The following is a 17,908-nucleotide window of genomic DNA, read 5'->3' on the forward strand; positions in this document are numbered from 1 at the left end:
GTTACGCTTTGAGTGATCCCTACCAACGGATTATCGCCTGAACGGTAACAAAGATTCACAGGAATGCCAGCTTATCGTCCTCCCTGCCGCCGCCTAGAATTGCGCCACCTCTCCCGCAACACCCTCTCAGGAATTCGCTTGCCGTGCCGCGTCGCATCAGCAGAGAGCTGAAGACTCTCAGTGTTTGGGCTTTAACGTCAGTCATCAGCGGTTGCATCGGAACCGGAGGAATCACCCCCCAAGGCCAGGCGATCAACGCCAACACCCTGGCCGCCGACGCCGCGATCCAGAGCGCTGCCCGCGACGCCCATTGGCCCACCGCCCAATGGTGGCAGGCCTACGGCGACCCGCAGCTTAACCGTTGGGTCGAACTCGCCACCCGCAACAGCCCCAGCCTGGCCGTGGCCGCCGCCCGCGTGCGCCAAGCCCGGGCGCTGGCCGGGGTGGCCGAGTCGGCCGAGTCGCTGCAGATCAACAGCGACACCACCCTCAAGCGCCACAACTGGCCCAAGGATCAGTTCTACGGCCCCGGCGAACTGAGCGGCGCCAACACCTGGGACAACAATTCGTCCCTGGGCCTGAGTTACGCCCTCGATCTGTGGGGCCGGGAAAGCAACAGCACCGAACGCGCCGTCGACCTGGCGCACATGAGCGCCGCCGAAGCGCGCCTGGCCCAGCTCGAGCTGCAAAACAATGTGGTGCGCGCTTACATTCAGCTGTCGTTGCACTACGCCAACCGCGACATCGCGGCCGCCACCTTGGCCCAGCAACAGCAGATACTGGACCTGGCCAACAAACGCCTGAGCGCCGGGATCGGCACTCACTTTGACGTCAGCCAGGCCGAAACCCCGCTGCCGGAAACCCATCGCCAACTGGATGCCCTGGACGAGGAAATCGCCCTGAGCCGTAACCAACTGGCGGCGTTGGCCGGCAAAGGCCCAGGGGAGGGCGCGCAATTGCAGCGCCCGACCCTGGCCCTCGCCGCGCCGTTGAAACTGCCCTCCAGCCTGCCCGCGCAATTGCTCGGCCAACGCCCCGACGTGGTCGCCAGCCGCTGGCAGGTAGCGGCCCAGGCGCGGGGCATCGATGTGGCTCATGCAGGCTTCTACCCCAACGTCGACCTGGTCGGCAGCCTCGGCTACATGGCCACCGGCGGCGGTATGCTGGAGTTTCTGGCCGGCAAGAAATTCAACTACAACGTCGGGCCGGCGATCACCTTGCCGATCTTCGACGGCGGCCGCCTGCGTGCGCAATTGGGCGAAGCCAGTGCCGGCTATGACATCGCGGTGGCCCAGTACAACCAGACCCTGGTCAATGCGCTCAAGGGCATCAGCGACCAGTTGATCCGCCGCGAGTCCATGGACAAGCAATCGGCCTTCGCCGCGCAGTCAGTGGCCTCGGCGCAGAAAACCTATGACATCGCCATGATCGCCTATCAACGTGGCCTCACTGACTACCTCAACGTGCTCAACGCGCAAACCTTGTTGTTTCGCCAGCAGCAGATCGAACAACAGGTGCAGGCGGCGCGCCTGAGCGCCCATGCCGAATTGGTGACCGCCCTGGGCGGCGGCCTCGGTGCGGGCGACGATGTGCCTGCGGATGCCAAGACACTCCCCAGCAAGACCCCGGCGGCGCTCGCCGTGTTTGATCACTGAGTAGGATTCGATGACTCCCTTGCCTGCACCGCTGCGCTGGCTGCATTCCCTTGAGTGGCGCCGTGGTTTCTTCGACTGGGCACGCAGCGATGGCGTGACCTGGGTGTATATCTTCAAGGTGCTGGTCGCCGCATTCCTGACGCTGTGGCTGGCCATGCGCCTGGAGCTGCCGCAACCGCGCACGGCGATGATTACCGTATTTATCGTGATGCAGCCACAGAGCGGCCAGGTGTTCGCCAAGAGCTTCTACCGTTTCCTCGGGACCTTGGCAGGCTCGGCGGTGATGGTGCTGTTGATCGCCTTGTTTGCGCAAAACACCGAACTGTTCCTGGGGGCGCTGGCGATCTGGGTGGGCATTTGCACCGCTGGCGCCACGCGCAACCGCAACTTTCGCGCCTATGGGTTCGTGCTCGCCGGCTACACCGCGGCGATGGTCGGCCTGCCGGCTCTGGCCCACCCGGACGGCGCCTTCATGGCGGCGGTGTGGCGGGTGTTGGAAATTTCCCTGGGGATACTGTGCTCGACGCTGGTCAGCGCCGCCATCCTGCCGCAGACCTCCAGTGCCGCCATGCGCAACGCGCTGTACCAGCGCTTCGGTGTGTTCGCGCTGTTCGTGACTGACGGCCTGCGCGGGCGCAGCCAGCGCGAAGGCTTCGAGGCCAGCAACGTGCGCTTTATTGCCGAAGCTGTGGGCCTGGAAGGCTTGCGCAGTGTCACCGTGTTCGAAGACCCGCACATGCGTCGGCGCAATGGGCGGCTCAGTCGCCTCAACAGCGAATTCATGAGCATCACCACACGCTTCAACGCCTTGCACCAATTGCTGGAACGCTTGCGCGCCGATGAGGCCGACCATGTGGTGGCAGCGATCAAACCCGGCCTGCAAGACCTGGCCGAAGTGCTCGACAGCTTCTCTGGCCGCGCCCTCACCAGCCCCGATGCCGCGCGCCTGGTCAACCAACTGAGCGCCTACAAGGACGGCCTGCCCGCCAAGGTGCGCAGCCTGCGGGCGAGCTTCCAGGAGGGCAACCCGACGGACGCCGAGCAGTTGGATTTCCACACTGCCTACGAGCTGCTGTACCGCTTCGTCGACGACCTGCACAACTACGCGCAAACCCACGCGTCCCTGGCTGACCATCGTCATGCACGGGAGGATTGGCACGAAGCCTACACGCCAAAGACCAACTGGCTGGCCTGCGCCGCTGCCGGTGTGCGCGCCTCGTTTATCCTGGTTGTGCTGGGCAGTTACTGGGTGGCCACGGCCTGGCCCAGCGGCGCCACCATGACCCTGATCGCGGCGGCCACGGTGGGCCTGTCTGCTGCCACGCCCAACCCAAAGCGCATGGCGTTCCAGATGGCCTGCGGCACCTTGATCGGCGCCTTGGTCGGCTTCGTCGAAATGTTTTTCGTGTTCCCCTGGATCGACGGTTTCCCGCTGCTGTGCGTGATGCTCGCACCGGTGATCATCTTCGGTGCCTTTCTGTCTTCACGCCCCCGCTACGCCGGCGTGGGCGTGGGCCTGCTGATTTTCTTCAGCACCGGCTCGGTGCCGGACAACCTCACGGTCTACAACCCCTACACCTTTATCAACGACTACATCGCCATGGTCATCGGCATGCTGGTGTGCGCGGCGGCGGGGGCGATCATCCTACCGCCCAACAGCCGCTGGTTGTGGCGCCGCCTGGAGCAAGACCTGCGTGAGCAAGTGGTGTATGCCATCAGCGGCAAGCTCAAGGGCCTGGCGTCGAGCTTTGAAAGCCGCACCCGCGACCTGCTGCACCAGGCGTATGGCCTCGCGGCCGGCCAGCCGCAGGTGCAACGCGATTTGCTGCGCTGGATGTTCGTGGTGCTGGAGGTCGGCCACGCGATCATCGAGCTGCGCAAGGAGCAGGCGATTTTGCCGGTGCACCCGGCGTATGCCGAATCCCAGCCGTGGCGCCAGGCGATCCGTGTGATGGGGCGCTCGCTGGTGCGGCTGTTCCTGCAACCCAGCGCCAGCAACCTGGAGCGCGGCCTGATTGCCGTGGACCATGCGATCAGCCGCGTGCAGGCCACCGACGAACCTTTCGCCCCGCACTTCGACACCTCGGCCCTGCGCCGGGTGAAGAGCTACCTGCACTTTATTCGTACCTCGTTGCTCGACCCGCAATCGCCTTTAGCCGCCCTAAAAGGAGCCCCGAATGCCTCGTGAAATCGCATTCCACGGCATCTATATGCCGACCATGACCCTGATGTTTTTGATCGCAGCGGGGCTGGCCTGGGCGGTTGACCGCTTCCTGGCCGGGTTCGACCTGTACCGGTTTTTCTGGCACCCGGCGCTGCTGCGCCTGAGCCTGTTCGCTTGCCTGTTCGGCGCCCTGGCGCTGAGCGTCTACCGTTGAGAATGCCCCGATGAAAAAGTTTTTCAGCCTGCTCGCCACCTTGCTGGTTCTGGCGTTGGCGATCTGGATTGGCCGCACGTTGTGGGTGCACTACATGCAAACGCCGTGGACCCGCGATGGCCGGGTGCGCGCCGACATTATCAATGTGGCGGCTGACGTCACCGGTGAAGTGGTGGACGTGCCGGTACGCGATAACCAGTTGGTGAAAAAAGGCGACCTGCTGATGCAGATCGACCCCGAGCACTACCGCATTGCCGTCAAGCAAGCGCAATCGCTGGTGGCTTCACGCAAGGCCACCTGGGAAATGCGCAAGGTCAACGCGCACCGCCGCGCCGACCTCGACGCCCTGGTGATCTCCAGGGAAAACCGCGACGACGCCAGCAACATCGCCGACTCGGCCCTGGCCGATTATCAGCACGCCCTGGCGCAACTGGAGGCCGCCGAACTCAACTTGAAACGCACGCAAGTGCTGGCGGCGGTGGACGGTTATGTCACCAACCTCAACGTGCATCGCGGCGACTATGCGCGTATTGGCGAGGCGAAGATGGCTGTGGTGGATATGAATTCGTTCTGGGTCTATGGCTTCTTTGAAGAAACCAAGCTGCCCCATGTGAAGGTGGGTGACACAGCCGATATGCAATTGATGAGCGGCGAGACCTTGAAGGGGCATGTGGAAAGCATCTCGCGTGGCATCTACGACCGTGATAACCCCGAGAGCCGTGAACTGATCGCCGATGTGAACCCGACCTTCAACTGGGTGCGGTTGGCCCAGCGTGTGCCGGTGCGGATTCACATTGATGAAGTGCCGGAAGGCGTGTTGTTGGCGGCCGGTATCACTTGCACCGTCATCGTCAACCCAACACAAAAATAAACTGTGGGAGCTGGCTTGCCTGCGATGGCGGCCTAACAGTCAACACAGTTGGACCGTGTACATACTCATTGCTGCGGTAACGGCCACTTAGGGTTCCGCCCTGACGGCGGCTCACTTTTGAAAAGAGCCCAAAAGTAAGCAAAAGGCTCTTGCCCCACCACTCGGCACCTCGCTTAGGCTCGGTGTGCCCGTAATTCGTCAGTGATTTGGGGGGCCGCCGCCACGCGCCATCCATGGCGCGGGGCGGCTAAACCGGCATCCCTGCCGGTTTACCCCCCAAATCCCTGTCGAATTCCGGCCAGCGTGGTTTAACGGGGCGCCTGAGATCAAGATCACAAGCAGATCAAGATCAAGAGCGGCTCGCTTCGCATCGTGGTTACCGTTTGCCCATCGCAGGCAAGCCAGCTCCCACATTCGACCTTGTCAGGCTTTGATAAAGGTCTCGTGCAAGTGCCGCCAAAGCAGCGCGCCACTGGCCTGTTTCTCAAACACCACCGTGGCGCGACGGTCGGTCTGGGTGCCACTGTCATCCACCTGATGCTCGCGATACGTCACCGTGGCGCCGCGTGCATGGCGGTCGATGCCGGTCATTTCACTCAGGGTGATTTTCAATCCTGGGCGCATCCCGCCCAGGCGGGTGAACAACGCATTGACCCCGGCCCTGTTGACCCGCGTACCGGTGGCGGGCGCGATCATGCTGAACTCCGGTGAGAAGCGCGCGAGCAGATTTTCCAGCGTGCCCTGAGGCGCAACCCCGGCAAACCATTGTTCGATCTCGACGTGGGTCTGGATCACTTCTTCAAAAAAATCGCTGTAGTCAATCATGCGTGGGCTCGCTGCAAGGGTGAAGCAGCATGCGTACTCTGGAAGCATCCAGGCGCAACACTGCGAAAAGCGGCAACAGGGTCAGAGCTGCCGCCATCGTGAAGGTTATGGCGAAGGAATCCAAGGCCGACAGTATTGCACTGAGCACGGCGGCGCCGACGCAGAAGCTTACTTGACGGTTCATGTTCCACAACGCACTGGCGTGGCCCATGCGCTCGGCGGGAATATCCAGAAAGGCCAGGGTTTGCGCAGTGCTGCTGCACAGGCTGCCGCCCAGGCCCATCAAGACGTAGGCCGCAATAATCAGCGCGGGCTCGTTGAGCAACAGGATGCCAGCGCATTGCAGCGCCATGCCCGCCAGCAACAAGGGTTTGGGGCCGCAGCGGTTGAAGAGTTGCTTGCTCAGGTAGATTGCCACTGCCGAGGCCAGCGCCCAGGGCAACATCAGTGCGCCGGTTTGAGTGGCGTCATAGCCCAGGCTGCGCACATAAAGGATGGCGATCAGGCTGGTGCCGATAAATACGCCGGGGATACATAGGTAGACCAGCATCGCCACGCGCAGCATCGGGCTGGCAATCTGTTTGAAGATACTGCTCAGGTCCAGAGGTGGGCGCACGCGGGTGGGCGTGTCGGGTTTTATCCACAGCAAGGCCAGCAGCAGGGTGATCAGGGCCAGGGGCAGGTTGGCGTAGAAAATCCAGCGCCAGGACACACTGTCGACAATCACCCCACCCAACGCTGGCGATAACGCCGGCACCAGCAACGCCACCGACATCACCCGCGCCGTCAGTTGGCTGCGCTCGGCGGCGGGGAAGTGCCGGTAAGCCATGGACTGGCCCACGGGAATCAGCAAGCCGCCGCCGAGCCCTTGCACCGCGCGCCAGCCTATCAACGCCTCGATGGAACCGGCCTGGCCCACCATCACCGAGGCGCCGGCGAACAGCAGCAGGCTGGTGGCGATCAGCGTGCGTTCGCCCATGATCGCTGCCAGCCAGACACTCAGGGGAATGATCAGGGTCAGCCCGAGCATGTAGGCGTTGCTGATCCACGCCAGTTGTGTGACCGAGGCGTGCAGCTCGCGGGCAATATCCGGGTAGGCGACGGTGGCGACAAACATGTTCACCAGGTCCAGGGCAAAACCCAATAAAAAGATCCAGGCGACTTTCGAGCGGTAGGTCATGAACGCGTTCCTGCGAGTGAAGCCGGCAGGGTAGGCCGCACGCAGGGTTTGGGATACGTCGGTTTGCCTGCTAGTTTGTCAAAAATATTTTGACAAAGGAGGGCGTCCACCATGGTCAGCCTGGACCGTTTTGACACCTTCAAGGCCGTGGTCGAGGCCGGTTCGCTCACCGCGGCCGCGGATCTGCTCGGCCAGACCCGCGCCGTGGTCAGCTTCAACCTCAAGCGCCTGGAGGCGGAACTCGGCGTCACCCTGTTGACCCGCAACACCCGCCAACTGGCGCTCACCGACGCCGGCGAACGCTTCTACCTGCGCTGCACGCGCATGCTTGAAGAGGCCCGCCTGGCGGTAGAAGAAGCCCGCAGTGAGCATGCTCAACTCAAGGGCACCCTGCGCATCACCACCACTGTCGAATATGCCCTGGCCGTGGTCGCCCCGGCGGTAGAAGCCTTTCGTTGCCTGCACCCGGACCTGAACATCCACTTATCCACATCTTCCACCCACGCCGACCTGATCTCCGAGCGTTTTGACGTGGCGATACGGCTGGGGCGCTTGCTGGAATCCAATCATCGGGCGGTGCAGTTATCGACGTTCGAGGTGTTTGCCGTCGCGGCGCCGCAGTTGGCCGGGGTGCAGACCTTGTGCGACTTGGAGCAGGTGCCCAGGCTGGGCCATGGCCGCTTGAGCGAATTGAGCGTGACCGACCCGGCGGGTCTTGAACACTCTTATCGAGCCGGCCCGTCAGCCTTGGTGGCCGACAGCGCGGCGGTCCTCCAGGCGTTTGCCGCGCGCGGCCACGGTGTGGCGGTGTTGCCGCAGTGGCTGGTGCAGGGAGATCTGGATGCGGGACGCTTGGTGCGCCTGTTGGCGGACCATCGCTTTGCCCCGCAAGGGGTTTACGCGATGTATCCGGACACGCGGCATTTACCGCTGAAGGTGCGGGCGTTTATTGATTTCATGAAGCCTTAGAGTGTACCGCCCAGGCCAAAGCGCTTCCTCAACACCTTCTCCAACAGCCCCTTGGGCAACAGCGCCGCCATCAACGGCAGCGCCCGGCTGCCGTTGCCCGAGCGCAGCAGGCGCGGTGGCTGCGCTTTTTGCGCGGCCGTGAGTACATTCGCGGCAAATTCACTGGCGGGGGTTGGCTTGTCCTGGGACGCTTGGCTGCGTGCACGAATGCCCTCGCGCAACGGCCACCATGGCGACTGTTCCTGGATCAATAATTCGGCCTGGGCGCCGGCATTTTTTGCAAAGCTGGTATCGATCGCACCAGGCTGCACTTCCATCACGCGCACGCCAAACGGTGCCAGCTCCATGCGCAGGGCGTCGCTCAACGCATGCACAGCGGCTTTGGACGCGCAATAGGCGCCGGCGAACGGCGTCACCAACACGCCGGAAACGCTGCCGATATTCACCACCATGCCCTTGCTGCGACGCAGGGCGGGGAACAGCGCCCGGGTCACGCCGACGATGGAAAACACATTGGTTTCGAACTGGCGCTGCATCGCCTCGGTGCCGCCGTCGAGCAATGGGCCCATGGCGCCGTAGCCGGCGTTGTTGATCAGTACGTCCAGCTCGCTCCATTGCTCCGACAAGCGTTGCAGAGCGGCGCTGTCGTTGACGTCCAGTTGTAGGGCATTAAAGCCTGCGGCGGTAAGCGCGGCGACGTCATCGGGTTGGCGGGCGCTGGCCCATACCTCAAAGCCTGCGGCTTTGAAGGCGTCGGCGAGGGCACGGCCGATGCCGCTGGAGCAACCGGTGATCAGTACGTTGGGCATGGGTCCATCCTTTGTCAGTCGGAGAAACTGCCTTGCAGGTGCTCGGCGCGAAATTCCAGGGTTTGTGGGCGATAGCCAGGGCGCAGCGGCGGGGTGGGCAGGCAATCGTCCCAGGTAGCACCCGCCTGCAGCTCGCCGGGGCCGCGGTAGCGTGGGGCGGCGTAGACATTGTCGGCCAGGTTGACCGTATCGCCCGGTGCATAGGCGGCCACGCGCCAGCGCAGTTCGGTGAGCGGTACGTCGTTGCCGTTGTTGAGGGTCAGTTTGAGCGGTCGGTCGGCGGGGCAGTCTTGCGGGGCGTAGGTGATACGCAGCTCAAGGCGCGCCAGTTGCGACGCTTCGCGGTTGTCCAGCCATACCACCCAAACGGCTACGAAACCCAGGCCGACGGCAGCGGCCAATGATACCGGCAGCGCCTTGGCGGGGTAGCGCAGCAGCAGGACCAGCCAGGTGATGATCAGGAGAACGCCGAAGAACATGGAGACCACCTCGAATAGGGAACCAGCATCCTAACTTAAGCTTAGGTGGGATTGGTTACCTTGAGCATTGTGTTGGCCGGGCGGACGCTATCGCAGGCAAGCCAGCTCCCACAGGTTGAATGTATTCCAGGGATGAACCCGGTCAACTGTGGGAGTGGGCTTGCCCGCGATGACTTACTTACTGAGTAGAAGCATCGGCCTGCAGGCCATCAATGCAAGCCTCCACTAAAGCCAAGCCAGTTTCTGCCAACTGCAGGCTCGCCCAATTCAGGTAGCTCTGGTGTTCGGTGCATAAATCTTGAGCGGCCAGAGTGAGCACGCGCGCAGTACCAAGAACACAGCTGGCATGTTCCAGCGCATGTTCAATAAGGATGCCGGGCTGTACGGAAAACAGGGGGGCCTCATTCCGGTCGCAGACGCCGAAAGGGGTGGGGCGGGTGGTTTGTTTGGACATCGTGGATCTCCTGAGTAAAAAAGGGACCCTATGAGTATTCGAGGCCGTCAAACCTCATCACGAATGAGTCGTGACAGGCGCGAGGATAGGCAGGATGGGCGCACTGGTCAATGATGGCGGTTGTGCTTTCGGACGCCATCGCAGGCAAGCTAGCTCCCACAATTAGATCGCGGGGCGTCAGGTAGATAGGCGTCGGCTGTCAGGCCGTCACGGGAGCAATCTCCCTCGCCACAGGTCCAGCGTCACACCAAAGTTGTGTAGATACCTATGCTGCGATGAGGCCTGTACAGGCACCACAAATAGATCGCTCCCACGCTCCGCGTGGACATGCTTTGCGTGACGCTGCGCGTGACGTGCGCGCGAACCTTGAGCGGGACGCAGAGCGTCCCAGGTGGCATTCCCACGCGGAGCGTGGGAACGATCAGCCCCCACCCAACCCACTGCGGATAGGGGACGCAATGGGCTGGGCGAGGGCTTCTTGTACGACTGTTTTACTGCGCGATAGTTTTCACCGACACGCCACGTTCAACCGGTGTCGAGCGACCGTAGATATCTTCGAAGCGCTCGATATCGTCCTCGCCCAAGTAGCTGCCCGATTGCACCTCGATGATCTCCAGCGGGATCTTGCCCGGGTTGCGCAGGCGGTGCACCGAGGCGATCGGGATGTAGGTGGACTGGTTTTCGCAGAGCAGGAACACGTTCTCGTCACAGGTGACTTCGGCAGTGCCGCTGACCACGATCCAGTGTTCGGCGCGGTGGTGGTGCATCTGCAGCGACAGGCACGCGCCCGGCTTGACCGAGATGTGCTTGACCTGGAAGCGCCCGCCCATGTCCACCGAGTCGTAGGAGCCCCACGGGCGATAGACTTCGCAGTGGTTCTGGGTTTCGCTGCGGCCTTGCTCGTTGAGGGTGTTGACCATCTGCTTGACGCCCTGGACCTTGTCCTTGTGGGCAATCATCATCGCGTCCTTGGTTTCCACCACCACGATGTTATCCAGGCCGATCACCGACACCAGTTTGCCGTTGCCATGCACCATGCAGTTGCGGCTGTCCTGGATCACCACATCGCCTTTGCTCACGTTGCCGTTGGCGTCTTTATCGTTGACCGCCCACAGCGAGGCCCAGCAACCTACGTCGCTCCAACCAGCAGCCAATGGCACGACGCAGGCGCGTTGGGTTTTTTCCATCACGGCGTAGTCGATGGAATTGTCCGGGCAGCAGGCGAAGGTGGCGTCATCGAAGGTCACGGTGTCGGCGGTCTGCTCGCTGCGTTCCAGGGTCAGCACGCAGGTGTCGTAGATGTCCGGATCATGCTTTTTCAGCTCTTCGAGGAAGCGGCTGGCGCGGAACAGGAACATGCCGCTGTTCCAGAAGTAGCCGCCGCTTTTGACGAACTCGACCGCGCGTTTTTCATCGGGTTTTTCCACGAACTGCTGCACGCGGCTCACGCCTTCAGGCAGCAGCGAGTCGTTGGTGGACTTGATGTAGCCGTAGCCGGTTTCCGGGCGGGTGGCCGGCACGCCGAACAGCACCATCTCGCCACGCTCGGCGGCCACGGTGGCCAGGGCCAATGCGCGTTGCAGGGCTTTCTGGTCGTCGATCACGTGGTCGGCGGGCAGCACCAGCATCAAGTCGTCACGGCCTTCGTTGACCAGCATCATCGCGGTCAGGGCTACGGCTGGCGCAGTGTTGCGGCCGAAGGGTTCCATCAGGATGCGCTGGCAGTCGAGCTTGCGTGCGCTCAGTTGCTCGTTGACGATGAAACGGTGGTCTTTGTTGCAGACCACGATGGGGGCGTCCATGCCTTCGAACACCAGGCGCTCCAGGGTTTGCTGGAACAAGGTGTGCTCGCCGGTCAGAGCCAGGAACTGTTTAGGGAACTGTTTGCGGGAAAGCGGCCAAAGACGTGAGCCGCTACCACCGGAAAGGATTACTGGGATCATGGGTGTTTCTCCTTGAATCAGTTTGGGTCAGAGCTACGAAGGTTTGTCGTTTCACTCTTGTTTTTGTCTCGGTCCTGAGTTGAACCCCGGTCAGTGTGGGAGCTGGCTTGCCTGCGATGGCGCCTATAAGACCGCCATCGCAGGCAAGCCAGCTCCCACAAGGGGGCGTGCCAACTCAGGGAAATAGTTAGCGGGTCGACACTGGGCGTTTCACCCACACTGGCGACAGGCTTGAACCTGAGCCGGTGACATACAGCACCGCCGCTTCACCGCGTTCCAACGCAACCGGCTTCACATCGCCGACTTTTTTGTCACCGTCATACAACGCCAGGCTTACCTTCACCGGGTTGATCTCACGCTCGCCACGGCCCTTGGCAGCCACCGACTTGACCACATCGGTCTTGCCGTCGGCGGTTTTCAGGGTCAGGGCCTTGTCGCTGAGGTTTTGCACGCGCACCAGGGATTTCTGCTTGTTCTTGAACGGCGGTTCTTCGATCAACTGCGGCTGGCCGCTGCCACTGTTGACCAGGGTGTAGTAGTGGTCGGCGGCCAGCTTGACCGGCAGGGTCTGGCTGCCGACCTTGGCGCTGTAGTCACCGCCGGGCATGAAGCTGAAGTCGCTGCTGGCCAGTGGCGCAACGTCGCTGAGGTTGGTGCTGCCGACGGTGGCGCTGACTTCCTGGTTGCTGGCGTTGTAGATACGCACAAAGCTGGAGCCTTTTGGCGCAGTCGGGCCGTACAGGGCGGCGTCACCGGCAGCGAAGGCCGACAGGGATACGAAGCTCAGGCCCGCTGCGATAGCCAGGGTTTTAGCGAGACGACGAGGAGTAGTAGTGAAAGTCATTGTGAGTTACCTCTCTTTCAGTTTTGCGCCCGGTCGGGCGTCTCGGATTTAGATGTGTTGATTGCCATGTTCTGTTGGCGCGAACCGGCTTGTTTAAGCTGCGCAACCCAGGCCGGGTCGGCATCACCGATTTCGTTGTTAACGGGCAGATAACGTTCAGGAAACTCCCAGATCAGCACCTGCGGCGGGCTGTTCTTGAAGTCATCACTTTTGAGGTAGCTGAGCATCGGCAGGATCGGGCCGTGGCCGTCTTCGGCGTAGCTGACCACGTCGCTGTGCAAGGCTTGCTTGAGCGCACCGACGAAGTTCCAGTTGGGGTTGGCGCTGTAGCTGGTGCCTACCAGTGCCACCGGGGTTTCGCTGTCGCTGAACAGCGCGTCATCACCTTTCTCTTCGGCCAGGTGGGTGACGCGTTTTTCCAGCGGTTCTTTAGGTGGCATCAGGTTTTCGAACAGCGGGTCCAGGGGCAGGAACAAACGCAAGTCGCCTTTATGCGGCTCGGTTTTCTCGGCCTCGGTGACAAAGCGCTGCGGCTCGCCGCTCAGTGGGGGCTTGTCGGCAATCGCCTTGGCCAATTGCTTGGCGGCGACTTCGGCACCGTCTGGGGTCCAGTGGGTGTCGGTGCGCAGGAACACTTGCTTGCCACTCAGCTTGGCCTGTTGCAGCGGGCCGAGCAGGTCCGGGGCCGGAATGTTGTCCGCCGCCACTCGAGCATGGAAATCCTGGTACAGATTGGCGTGCACGCTGGCCGGTTTCACTTCACCCAGATGCTCCGGATACAGGCGCACCTTGGCCGGCACAATCGCCATCACCAGTTGGATGCCCTGGGCCTTGAGCTTCTGGCGTACGCCTTCGACCAGCGCGTAGTTGCCTTGCAGGTTCTGGTCTTCGTTGACGGCGGGGTTGAATTCCTCGTCGCTGTACAACCAGTGATCGCGGCCCAGCACCACGCCAGGGCGGCCTTCATTGAACAGCTTGTAGTCCAGCGCCGCCCACAGGTTGGTGCCCAGACGCTTGATCGGGAACTCGTCGTCGTAGTGAGTCTCGACGGCTTTGGTCCAGCGACCATTAAGCACCGTGGCGTCGGCGTTGGTACTGAAGCCAAAGAAACTGCGCAGCGACCAGGCGCCAAGTGCCAGCAACAGCACCAGGAACAGGCTGATGTAGAGGACGCGTAATGAACGGGTCATGGTCGGCTCCCTCAGAATTGGAAGTAAAGGAACGGCGAGAAACTCTGCGCCGACAGTTTGAGAATCGACGCCACGAACAGCAGCAGCACCGCGCCGCGCATGGCGTAGCGTGGCCAGTCAGCGGTCCAGTAGGCCGGTTGCACGGCAGCGTCACGGCCCACGCTGAAACCGGGCTCGTGGATGCTGCCAGGGTTGTCGCCGGGTACGGCCTTGATCAGGCTTGGGTCGGCTGGCTTGGTCTTGTCGGCAGGGCGGTTGGTGTAGAAGTCGCGCAGGCCGAAGAACGCCAGCGTTGCGTAGGCCACCACCAGGGTTGCCACTTGCAGGCCGGTGAGGTTGGCGCGGTTGAGTTCCGACAGCGACCATTCGCCAAAGCTGAACATCGCACCGTACATACGCCCGGCAACGTGCAGGTTTTCGGCGCGGAAGATCACCCAACCCATCACCACCAGCAGGAAGGTGAAGGCCCAGCGCAATACATTGAAACTGCGCGGCGCGGTGTTCAGGCCGATGGCTTTTTCAATCGCCAGCCACATGCCGTGCCAGGCGCCCCACACGATGTAGGTGATGTTCGCACCGTGCCACAGGCCACCGAGCAGCATGGTCAGGAACAGGTTGCGGTAAGTGGTCAGCGTGCCTTTGCGGTTGCCGCCCAGGGTGATGTACAGGTAGTCACGCAGCCAGGTGGACAGGCTGATGTGCCAGCGCCGCCAGAACTCGGTGATCGACTGGCTGATGTAGGGCTGCTTGAAGTTTTCCATGAAGCGGAAACCCATCATCAAGCCCAAGCCAATGGCCATGTCGCTGTAGCCGGAGAAGTCGAAGTACAGCTGCGCGGTGTAGGCCAGCGCGCCAAGCCAGGCATCGCCCGTGGTGGGGTTTTGCAGGGCGAAGCAATGGTCGGCCACCACCGCGAGGGTGTCGGCAATAAAGACCTTCTTGATGAAACCCTGCATGAACCGTGTGCAGCCCTCGGAGAATTTATCCAGGGTGTGGGTGCGGTTGTTGAACTGGTCGGCCAGGTCGCGAAAGCGCAGCACGGGACCGGCGATCAGGTGCGGGAAGATCGCCACGAACGCCGCAAAGTCGATGAGGTTGCGGGTTGCCGGCGTGTCACCACGGTATACGTCGATGATGTAGCTGATGGACTCGAAAATGTAGAACGAGATCCCGATCGGCAACAGCACGTGGGTGAGGATGAACGGTTCCAGGCCGGCCGACTTCATCATCACGTTGATGCTGTCGACGCCGAAGTTGGCGTACTTGAAGTAGCCGAGGATGCACAGGTCGACCGCCACGCCGAGCAACAGCCAGCGCTGCGCCGGCTTGGTGCGAACGCCCGCGGCACCGACCTTGAGGCCGATCCAGTAGTTCCACAGCGTGACGGCCGCGAACAGCGCCAGGAAGTCCACTCGCCACCAGGCGTAGAACACGTAGCTGGCAATCAGCAGCAGCAGATTGCGATAGCGTTGCCCGCTCAAATAGTACAAGCCGAGGAAGATCGGCAAGAACAGAAACAGGAACACATTGGACGAGAAAACCATCCCGATCTCTCCATGTTTAACCAACAGTCAAGGGCCAGAGCCCCCCCAAACCCCCCCCACGATTTCGGGGGGAGGCTGTGATCGTTCCCACGCTCTGCGTGGGAATGCCTCTTGTGGCGCTCTGCGCCACTCTTTGGAACGCAGAGCGTCCCGTGCTGCATTCCCACGCAGAGCGTGGGAACGATCAGCGACTAGCTGCCTTTGTTGCCTTTTTCATGCGCCGGGTCGTAGACCTTGGTCAGGTCACCCCCCAGGCGGAAGGTCTTGAACGGTTGCATGCCATGCTTGCGTTCGATCACATCCGGCGCGCAGGTGTAGAGGGTGCAGAAGGGCTCAAGCCAAGCAAATTTCATGTCCTCCTTGAGGTCCTTCATGTCCTGCTCTTTGCCGTTCTTCTGCTCGAAGATGTCCGGGTCTTTCACCCCCGCCAGCACCTTGTCACCCAGGCGCTTGAGCGCGCTGTTGTTTTCCTGGCGCAGGTCCACGCCGTTGTCCAGGGCAAAACTGGCGATCATCGACAGCGGCGGCAGCGCGTAGTTGTGGTACGACAGGGCGCGTTGCTGGCGCTTCAATTCGTTCGGCAGGAAGCCCTGGTCATCGACCTGGTTCACGCCGACCTTGTATTCCTTCACTGCCCAGTCAAACAGGTCGCGACGGTTGGTGGCGATGGACGTTGCCATCACCGACCAGGCGGCCCAGTAGGAGTGGTTGTTGGTTTTTTCCAGGGGCAGGTTGTCCCAGTCGCTCACCACCTGGTCGGCCAGCTTGTTGAACCAGGCTTCGATCTGCTGGGCTTCCTGTGGGTGCTTGGCCAGCGGCTGCGACTCGGAGAACTTCAAGCGTACGTAGGCCGAGGCCATGCTGCCCAATGCCCATTTGCGCATGGACTTGCCGGTGTGGTTGAAGTCCTTGGACATCAACGCATCGGCTTTGGCCCACGACACCAGCCAGTTCAGGGTGCATTCGAGCTGCTGCGGGCGGCCGTCACGCATGAACTGCATCACGCGTTTACTGGTGTCTTTTTCCAGCTTGGTGATGTCGGCGGTGCTGTCGCGAAAGGCTTTTTCCGACTGCACGTTCAGGGTTGAACGGGCCTTGTCGGAGCCTTCGTACTTGCTGCGAAACTGCAACGGCCCGGTGTAGGGCGTTGGCATGCTGTCGCAATCATTCTTGAAGTCGCCGGTCTTGAACGCTTCGATCGGTGCGAAGTAACCCTGGGGCGGACGCAGCGGCGCGGCGGCGTTGGCTGCCCCGGCGAAGATCGCCAGGCCCAGCAACGATGGAATCAGTAACTTCTGCATAAGTAACCTCATTGCCCCGTTGAAGCGGTCTGTTGACCACCGGCGGGGAACACGTTGCGTGTGCAAATTTTCGCTTCAACCTTCTGCGCCGCAGCGCCCGCTTCGGGGCCCTGCACTTCCACGGCCAGCAAGTTCTGCGAGGCCCAGTCTTCATCGGTGCGCAGTTCAAAGGCGAAACGCCCGTCTGTATCGGATGTTTCGGGTTTCTCGATCTTGATGTCCTCGTGGCGCCCGTTCATGTACCAGAGGGTGGCTTGCAAGGTTTTCACCGACGGATCGGCGAAGCGGATATCCACCTGGTGGTTTGCGTTGCGCAGGTCTTTGTTGGCGCTGTTGACCATCAGTTCGTTTTTGCCGGGTTTGAGCGTGGTGCTGGCCGACATCTGCGCGGTCTTGCCTTCGCAGCCGTTGTCCAGCAGCGCCATCATCTGGCGGTAGATGGTTTCCTGGTCGAGGCGGTACAGCGGCGAGAACTCCCAGATCAGGATCTTCGGTGGGCTCTTCTGGAATTCATCGCTGCCCAGGTACTGCAGCATCGAACCTTCCAGGCCACCGCCGGGGAAGGCGACGTTGAGGATGTCGGCGCCGATTTCTTCTTCTAGGAAGCCGGCGAAGTTGTAGTTCTTGCCGCTGTGGCTGGTGCCCACCAGGGTGATCTGCGGGTTGCCCGAATCGCCGAACAGGTCGCCGTCACCGGCTTCGCCCTTGGGCTCGGTGGTGAACTGGTCCATGTACTGGATCGCGTAGCTGGTGCCACACAGTTGCCCGGCCATGTTGTGCAGGGTGCCGGTCTTGCCCATGCGGCCCGAGCGCTTGGTCTCGAACTCACGCTTGGGAATCTCGGCATATTCCGGCATTTGCTTGACCTTGGCCGCGACAATTTTTGCGGTGCGCTGGGCGCCGTACGGGGTCCAGTGCTGGTCGCCACGGAAGTAGAAATCGTGGGCTGGCAATTCATCCGGCAGTTGTTCGTTGGTCAGCGGCGACAGGTCTGGCACCACGTAACCCATCTTGGCGAAGCGGCCGAGCATGGTCTTGTAGTTGCCCAGGGCTTTGTCGAAGTCGAACGCGGCTTTCTCCGCCGGGTTGAGCTTGTTGCGGTTCACCAGGCCACGGGTTGGCTGGTAGACCACCACCAGTTCCACGCCCTTGCTCTTGAACGCATCGTGCAACTGCTGCATGCGCTTATAGCCGGCCGGGGTGGTGTCGAATTCGGTGCGCAGGTCTTCCTGGGTACGGAACAGCCAGTCGCCCTGAGCTTGCACCAAGGTGGTGAAGTTCTGTTGGTAGCGCGTGGTGTAGTTCTTCGCGTCATGGGCGGCCGGGCACAGGCTGCAGCAGGGTTCGGCGGTGAAGGTCGGGGCTTTGACTTCATCGGCGCGTACGCCCTGGCTGGCCGCCAGCAGGCCGAGGGTCAGACCCGAGAGGCTCAGCAGTTTGATCATGTGTGGGTGCATAAGGGTCAT

The 17,908-nt window shown here is 61.8% G+C and carries 16 protein-coding genes; 5 read left to right on the forward strand and 11 right to left on the reverse strand.

The window, feature by feature from the left end; genetic code table 11:
- Positions 1 to 143 precede the first annotated feature (143 nt).
- Genes V8689_RS05200 through V8689_RS05215 form a run of 4 tightly spaced genes read left to right on the forward strand, consistent with a single transcriptional unit; the run spans position 144 to position 4,904 of the window.
- The gene (locus tag V8689_RS05200; protein WP_056789734.1) at positions 144 to 1,655 is read left to right on the forward strand and encodes an efflux transporter outer membrane subunit; all 1,512 of its coding nucleotides are present in this window, start codon (positions 144 to 146) and stop codon (positions 1,653 to 1,655) included.
- A 10-nt stretch (positions 1,656 to 1,665) separates the two neighbouring features.
- Positions 1,666 to 3,843, forward strand: a complete 2,178-nt coding sequence (locus V8689_RS05205; RefSeq protein WP_056789735.1) for an FUSC family protein — start codon at positions 1,666 to 1,668, stop codon at positions 3,841 to 3,843.
- Complete coding sequence (locus V8689_RS05210) at positions 3,833 to 4,033, forward strand: DUF1656 domain-containing protein (protein ID WP_003188711.1); 201 nt, start codon at positions 3,833 to 3,835, stop codon at positions 4,031 to 4,033. The genes V8689_RS05205 and V8689_RS05210 overlap by 11 nt, the downstream gene beginning before the upstream one ends.
- Before the next feature lie 10 nt (positions 4,034 to 4,043).
- Positions 4,044 to 4,904: an efflux RND transporter periplasmic adaptor subunit gene (locus V8689_RS05215; RefSeq protein ID WP_056789737.1), complete on the forward strand. Its 861-nt coding sequence runs from the start codon at positions 4,044 to 4,046 to the stop codon at positions 4,902 to 4,904.
- Positions 4,905 to 5,327: 423 nt separating this feature from the next.
- Here the strand turns inward: V8689_RS05215 and V8689_RS05220 are convergent, their stop codons facing one another.
- Together V8689_RS05220 and V8689_RS05225 are read right to left on the reverse strand one after the other, a co-directional pair.
- Positions 5,328 to 5,729, reverse strand: a complete 402-nt coding sequence (locus V8689_RS05220; RefSeq protein WP_044270495.1) for a nuclear transport factor 2 family protein — start codon at positions 5,727 to 5,729, stop codon at positions 5,328 to 5,330.
- Positions 5,722 to 6,909 (reverse strand): MFS transporter, encoded by a 1,188-nt coding sequence (locus V8689_RS05225; RefSeq protein ID WP_056789739.1) that lies wholly within the window; start codon positions 6,907 to 6,909, stop codon positions 5,722 to 5,724. Before V8689_RS05225 ends, V8689_RS05220 begins: the two co-directional genes overlap by 8 nt.
- 111 nt (positions 6,910 to 7,020) lie before the next feature.
- Between V8689_RS05225 and V8689_RS05230 the strand changes: the two genes are divergently transcribed.
- On the forward strand, positions 7,021 to 7,878 hold the full coding sequence (locus V8689_RS05230; RefSeq protein WP_056789743.1) for a LysR family transcriptional regulator: 858 nt from the start codon (positions 7,021 to 7,023) through the stop codon (positions 7,876 to 7,878).
- Here V8689_RS05230 and V8689_RS05235 read toward each other — a convergent pair.
- The 9 genes from V8689_RS05235 to V8689_RS05275 form a co-directional block, all read right to left on the reverse strand.
- Positions 7,875 to 8,687, reverse strand: coding sequence for an SDR family oxidoreductase (locus V8689_RS05235; RefSeq protein WP_056789746.1), 813 nt, complete (start codon positions 8,685 to 8,687; stop codon positions 7,875 to 7,877). The two genes, V8689_RS05230 and V8689_RS05235, sit on opposite strands and share 4 nt — an antisense overlap.
- 14 nt (positions 8,688 to 8,701) lie before the next feature.
- Entirely contained in the window at positions 8,702 to 9,166 is a 465-nt protein-coding gene (locus V8689_RS05240; RefSeq protein ID WP_032893495.1) for a hypothetical protein, read from the reverse strand.
- A gap of 178 nt (positions 9,167 to 9,344) precedes the next feature.
- A complete protein-coding gene (locus V8689_RS05245; RefSeq protein ID WP_056789748.1) occupies positions 9,345 to 9,620 on the reverse strand; it encodes a DUF3077 domain-containing protein in 276 nt (91 codons plus the stop codon).
- A 491-nt stretch (positions 9,621 to 10,111) separates the two neighbouring features.
- The gene (locus tag V8689_RS05250) at positions 10,112 to 11,563 is read right to left on the reverse strand and encodes a mannose-1-phosphate guanylyltransferase/mannose-6-phosphate isomerase (protein ID WP_032893494.1); all 1,452 of its coding nucleotides are present in this window, start codon (positions 11,561 to 11,563) and stop codon (positions 10,112 to 10,114) included.
- Between the two features lie 187 nt (positions 11,564 to 11,750).
- Positions 11,751 to 12,407, reverse strand: coding sequence for an alginate O-acetyltransferase AlgF (locus tag V8689_RS05255; RefSeq protein ID WP_032893493.1), 657 nt, complete (start codon positions 12,405 to 12,407; stop codon positions 11,751 to 11,753).
- Positions 12,408 to 12,424: 17 nt separating this feature from the next.
- Positions 12,425 to 13,597 (reverse strand): alginate O-acetyltransferase, encoded by a 1,173-nt coding sequence (locus tag V8689_RS05260; RefSeq protein WP_056789751.1) that lies wholly within the window; start codon positions 13,595 to 13,597, stop codon positions 12,425 to 12,427.
- Between the two features lie 11 nt (positions 13,598 to 13,608).
- Positions 13,609 to 15,141: an MBOAT family O-acyltransferase gene (locus V8689_RS05265; protein WP_032893491.1), complete on the reverse strand. Its 1,533-nt coding sequence runs from the start codon at positions 15,139 to 15,141 to the stop codon at positions 13,609 to 13,611.
- A gap of 191 nt (positions 15,142 to 15,332) precedes the next feature.
- Positions 15,333 to 16,442, reverse strand: coding sequence for a mannuronate-specific alginate lyase (locus V8689_RS05270; RefSeq protein WP_081089447.1), 1,110 nt, complete (start codon positions 16,440 to 16,442; stop codon positions 15,333 to 15,335).
- Positions 16,443 to 16,450: 8 nt separating this feature from the next.
- A complete protein-coding gene (locus tag V8689_RS05275) occupies positions 16,451 to 17,899 on the reverse strand; it encodes an alginate O-acetyltransferase (RefSeq protein WP_056790538.1) in 1,449 nt (482 codons plus the stop codon).
- Positions 17,900 to 17,908 lie beyond the last annotated feature (9 nt).

This window comes from Pseudomonas sp. AK181 (genome assembly GCF_051122975.1).
In the GTDB taxonomy this organism is placed as follows: Bacteria; Pseudomonadota; Gammaproteobacteria; order Pseudomonadales; family Pseudomonadaceae; genus Aquipseudomonas; species Aquipseudomonas lactis.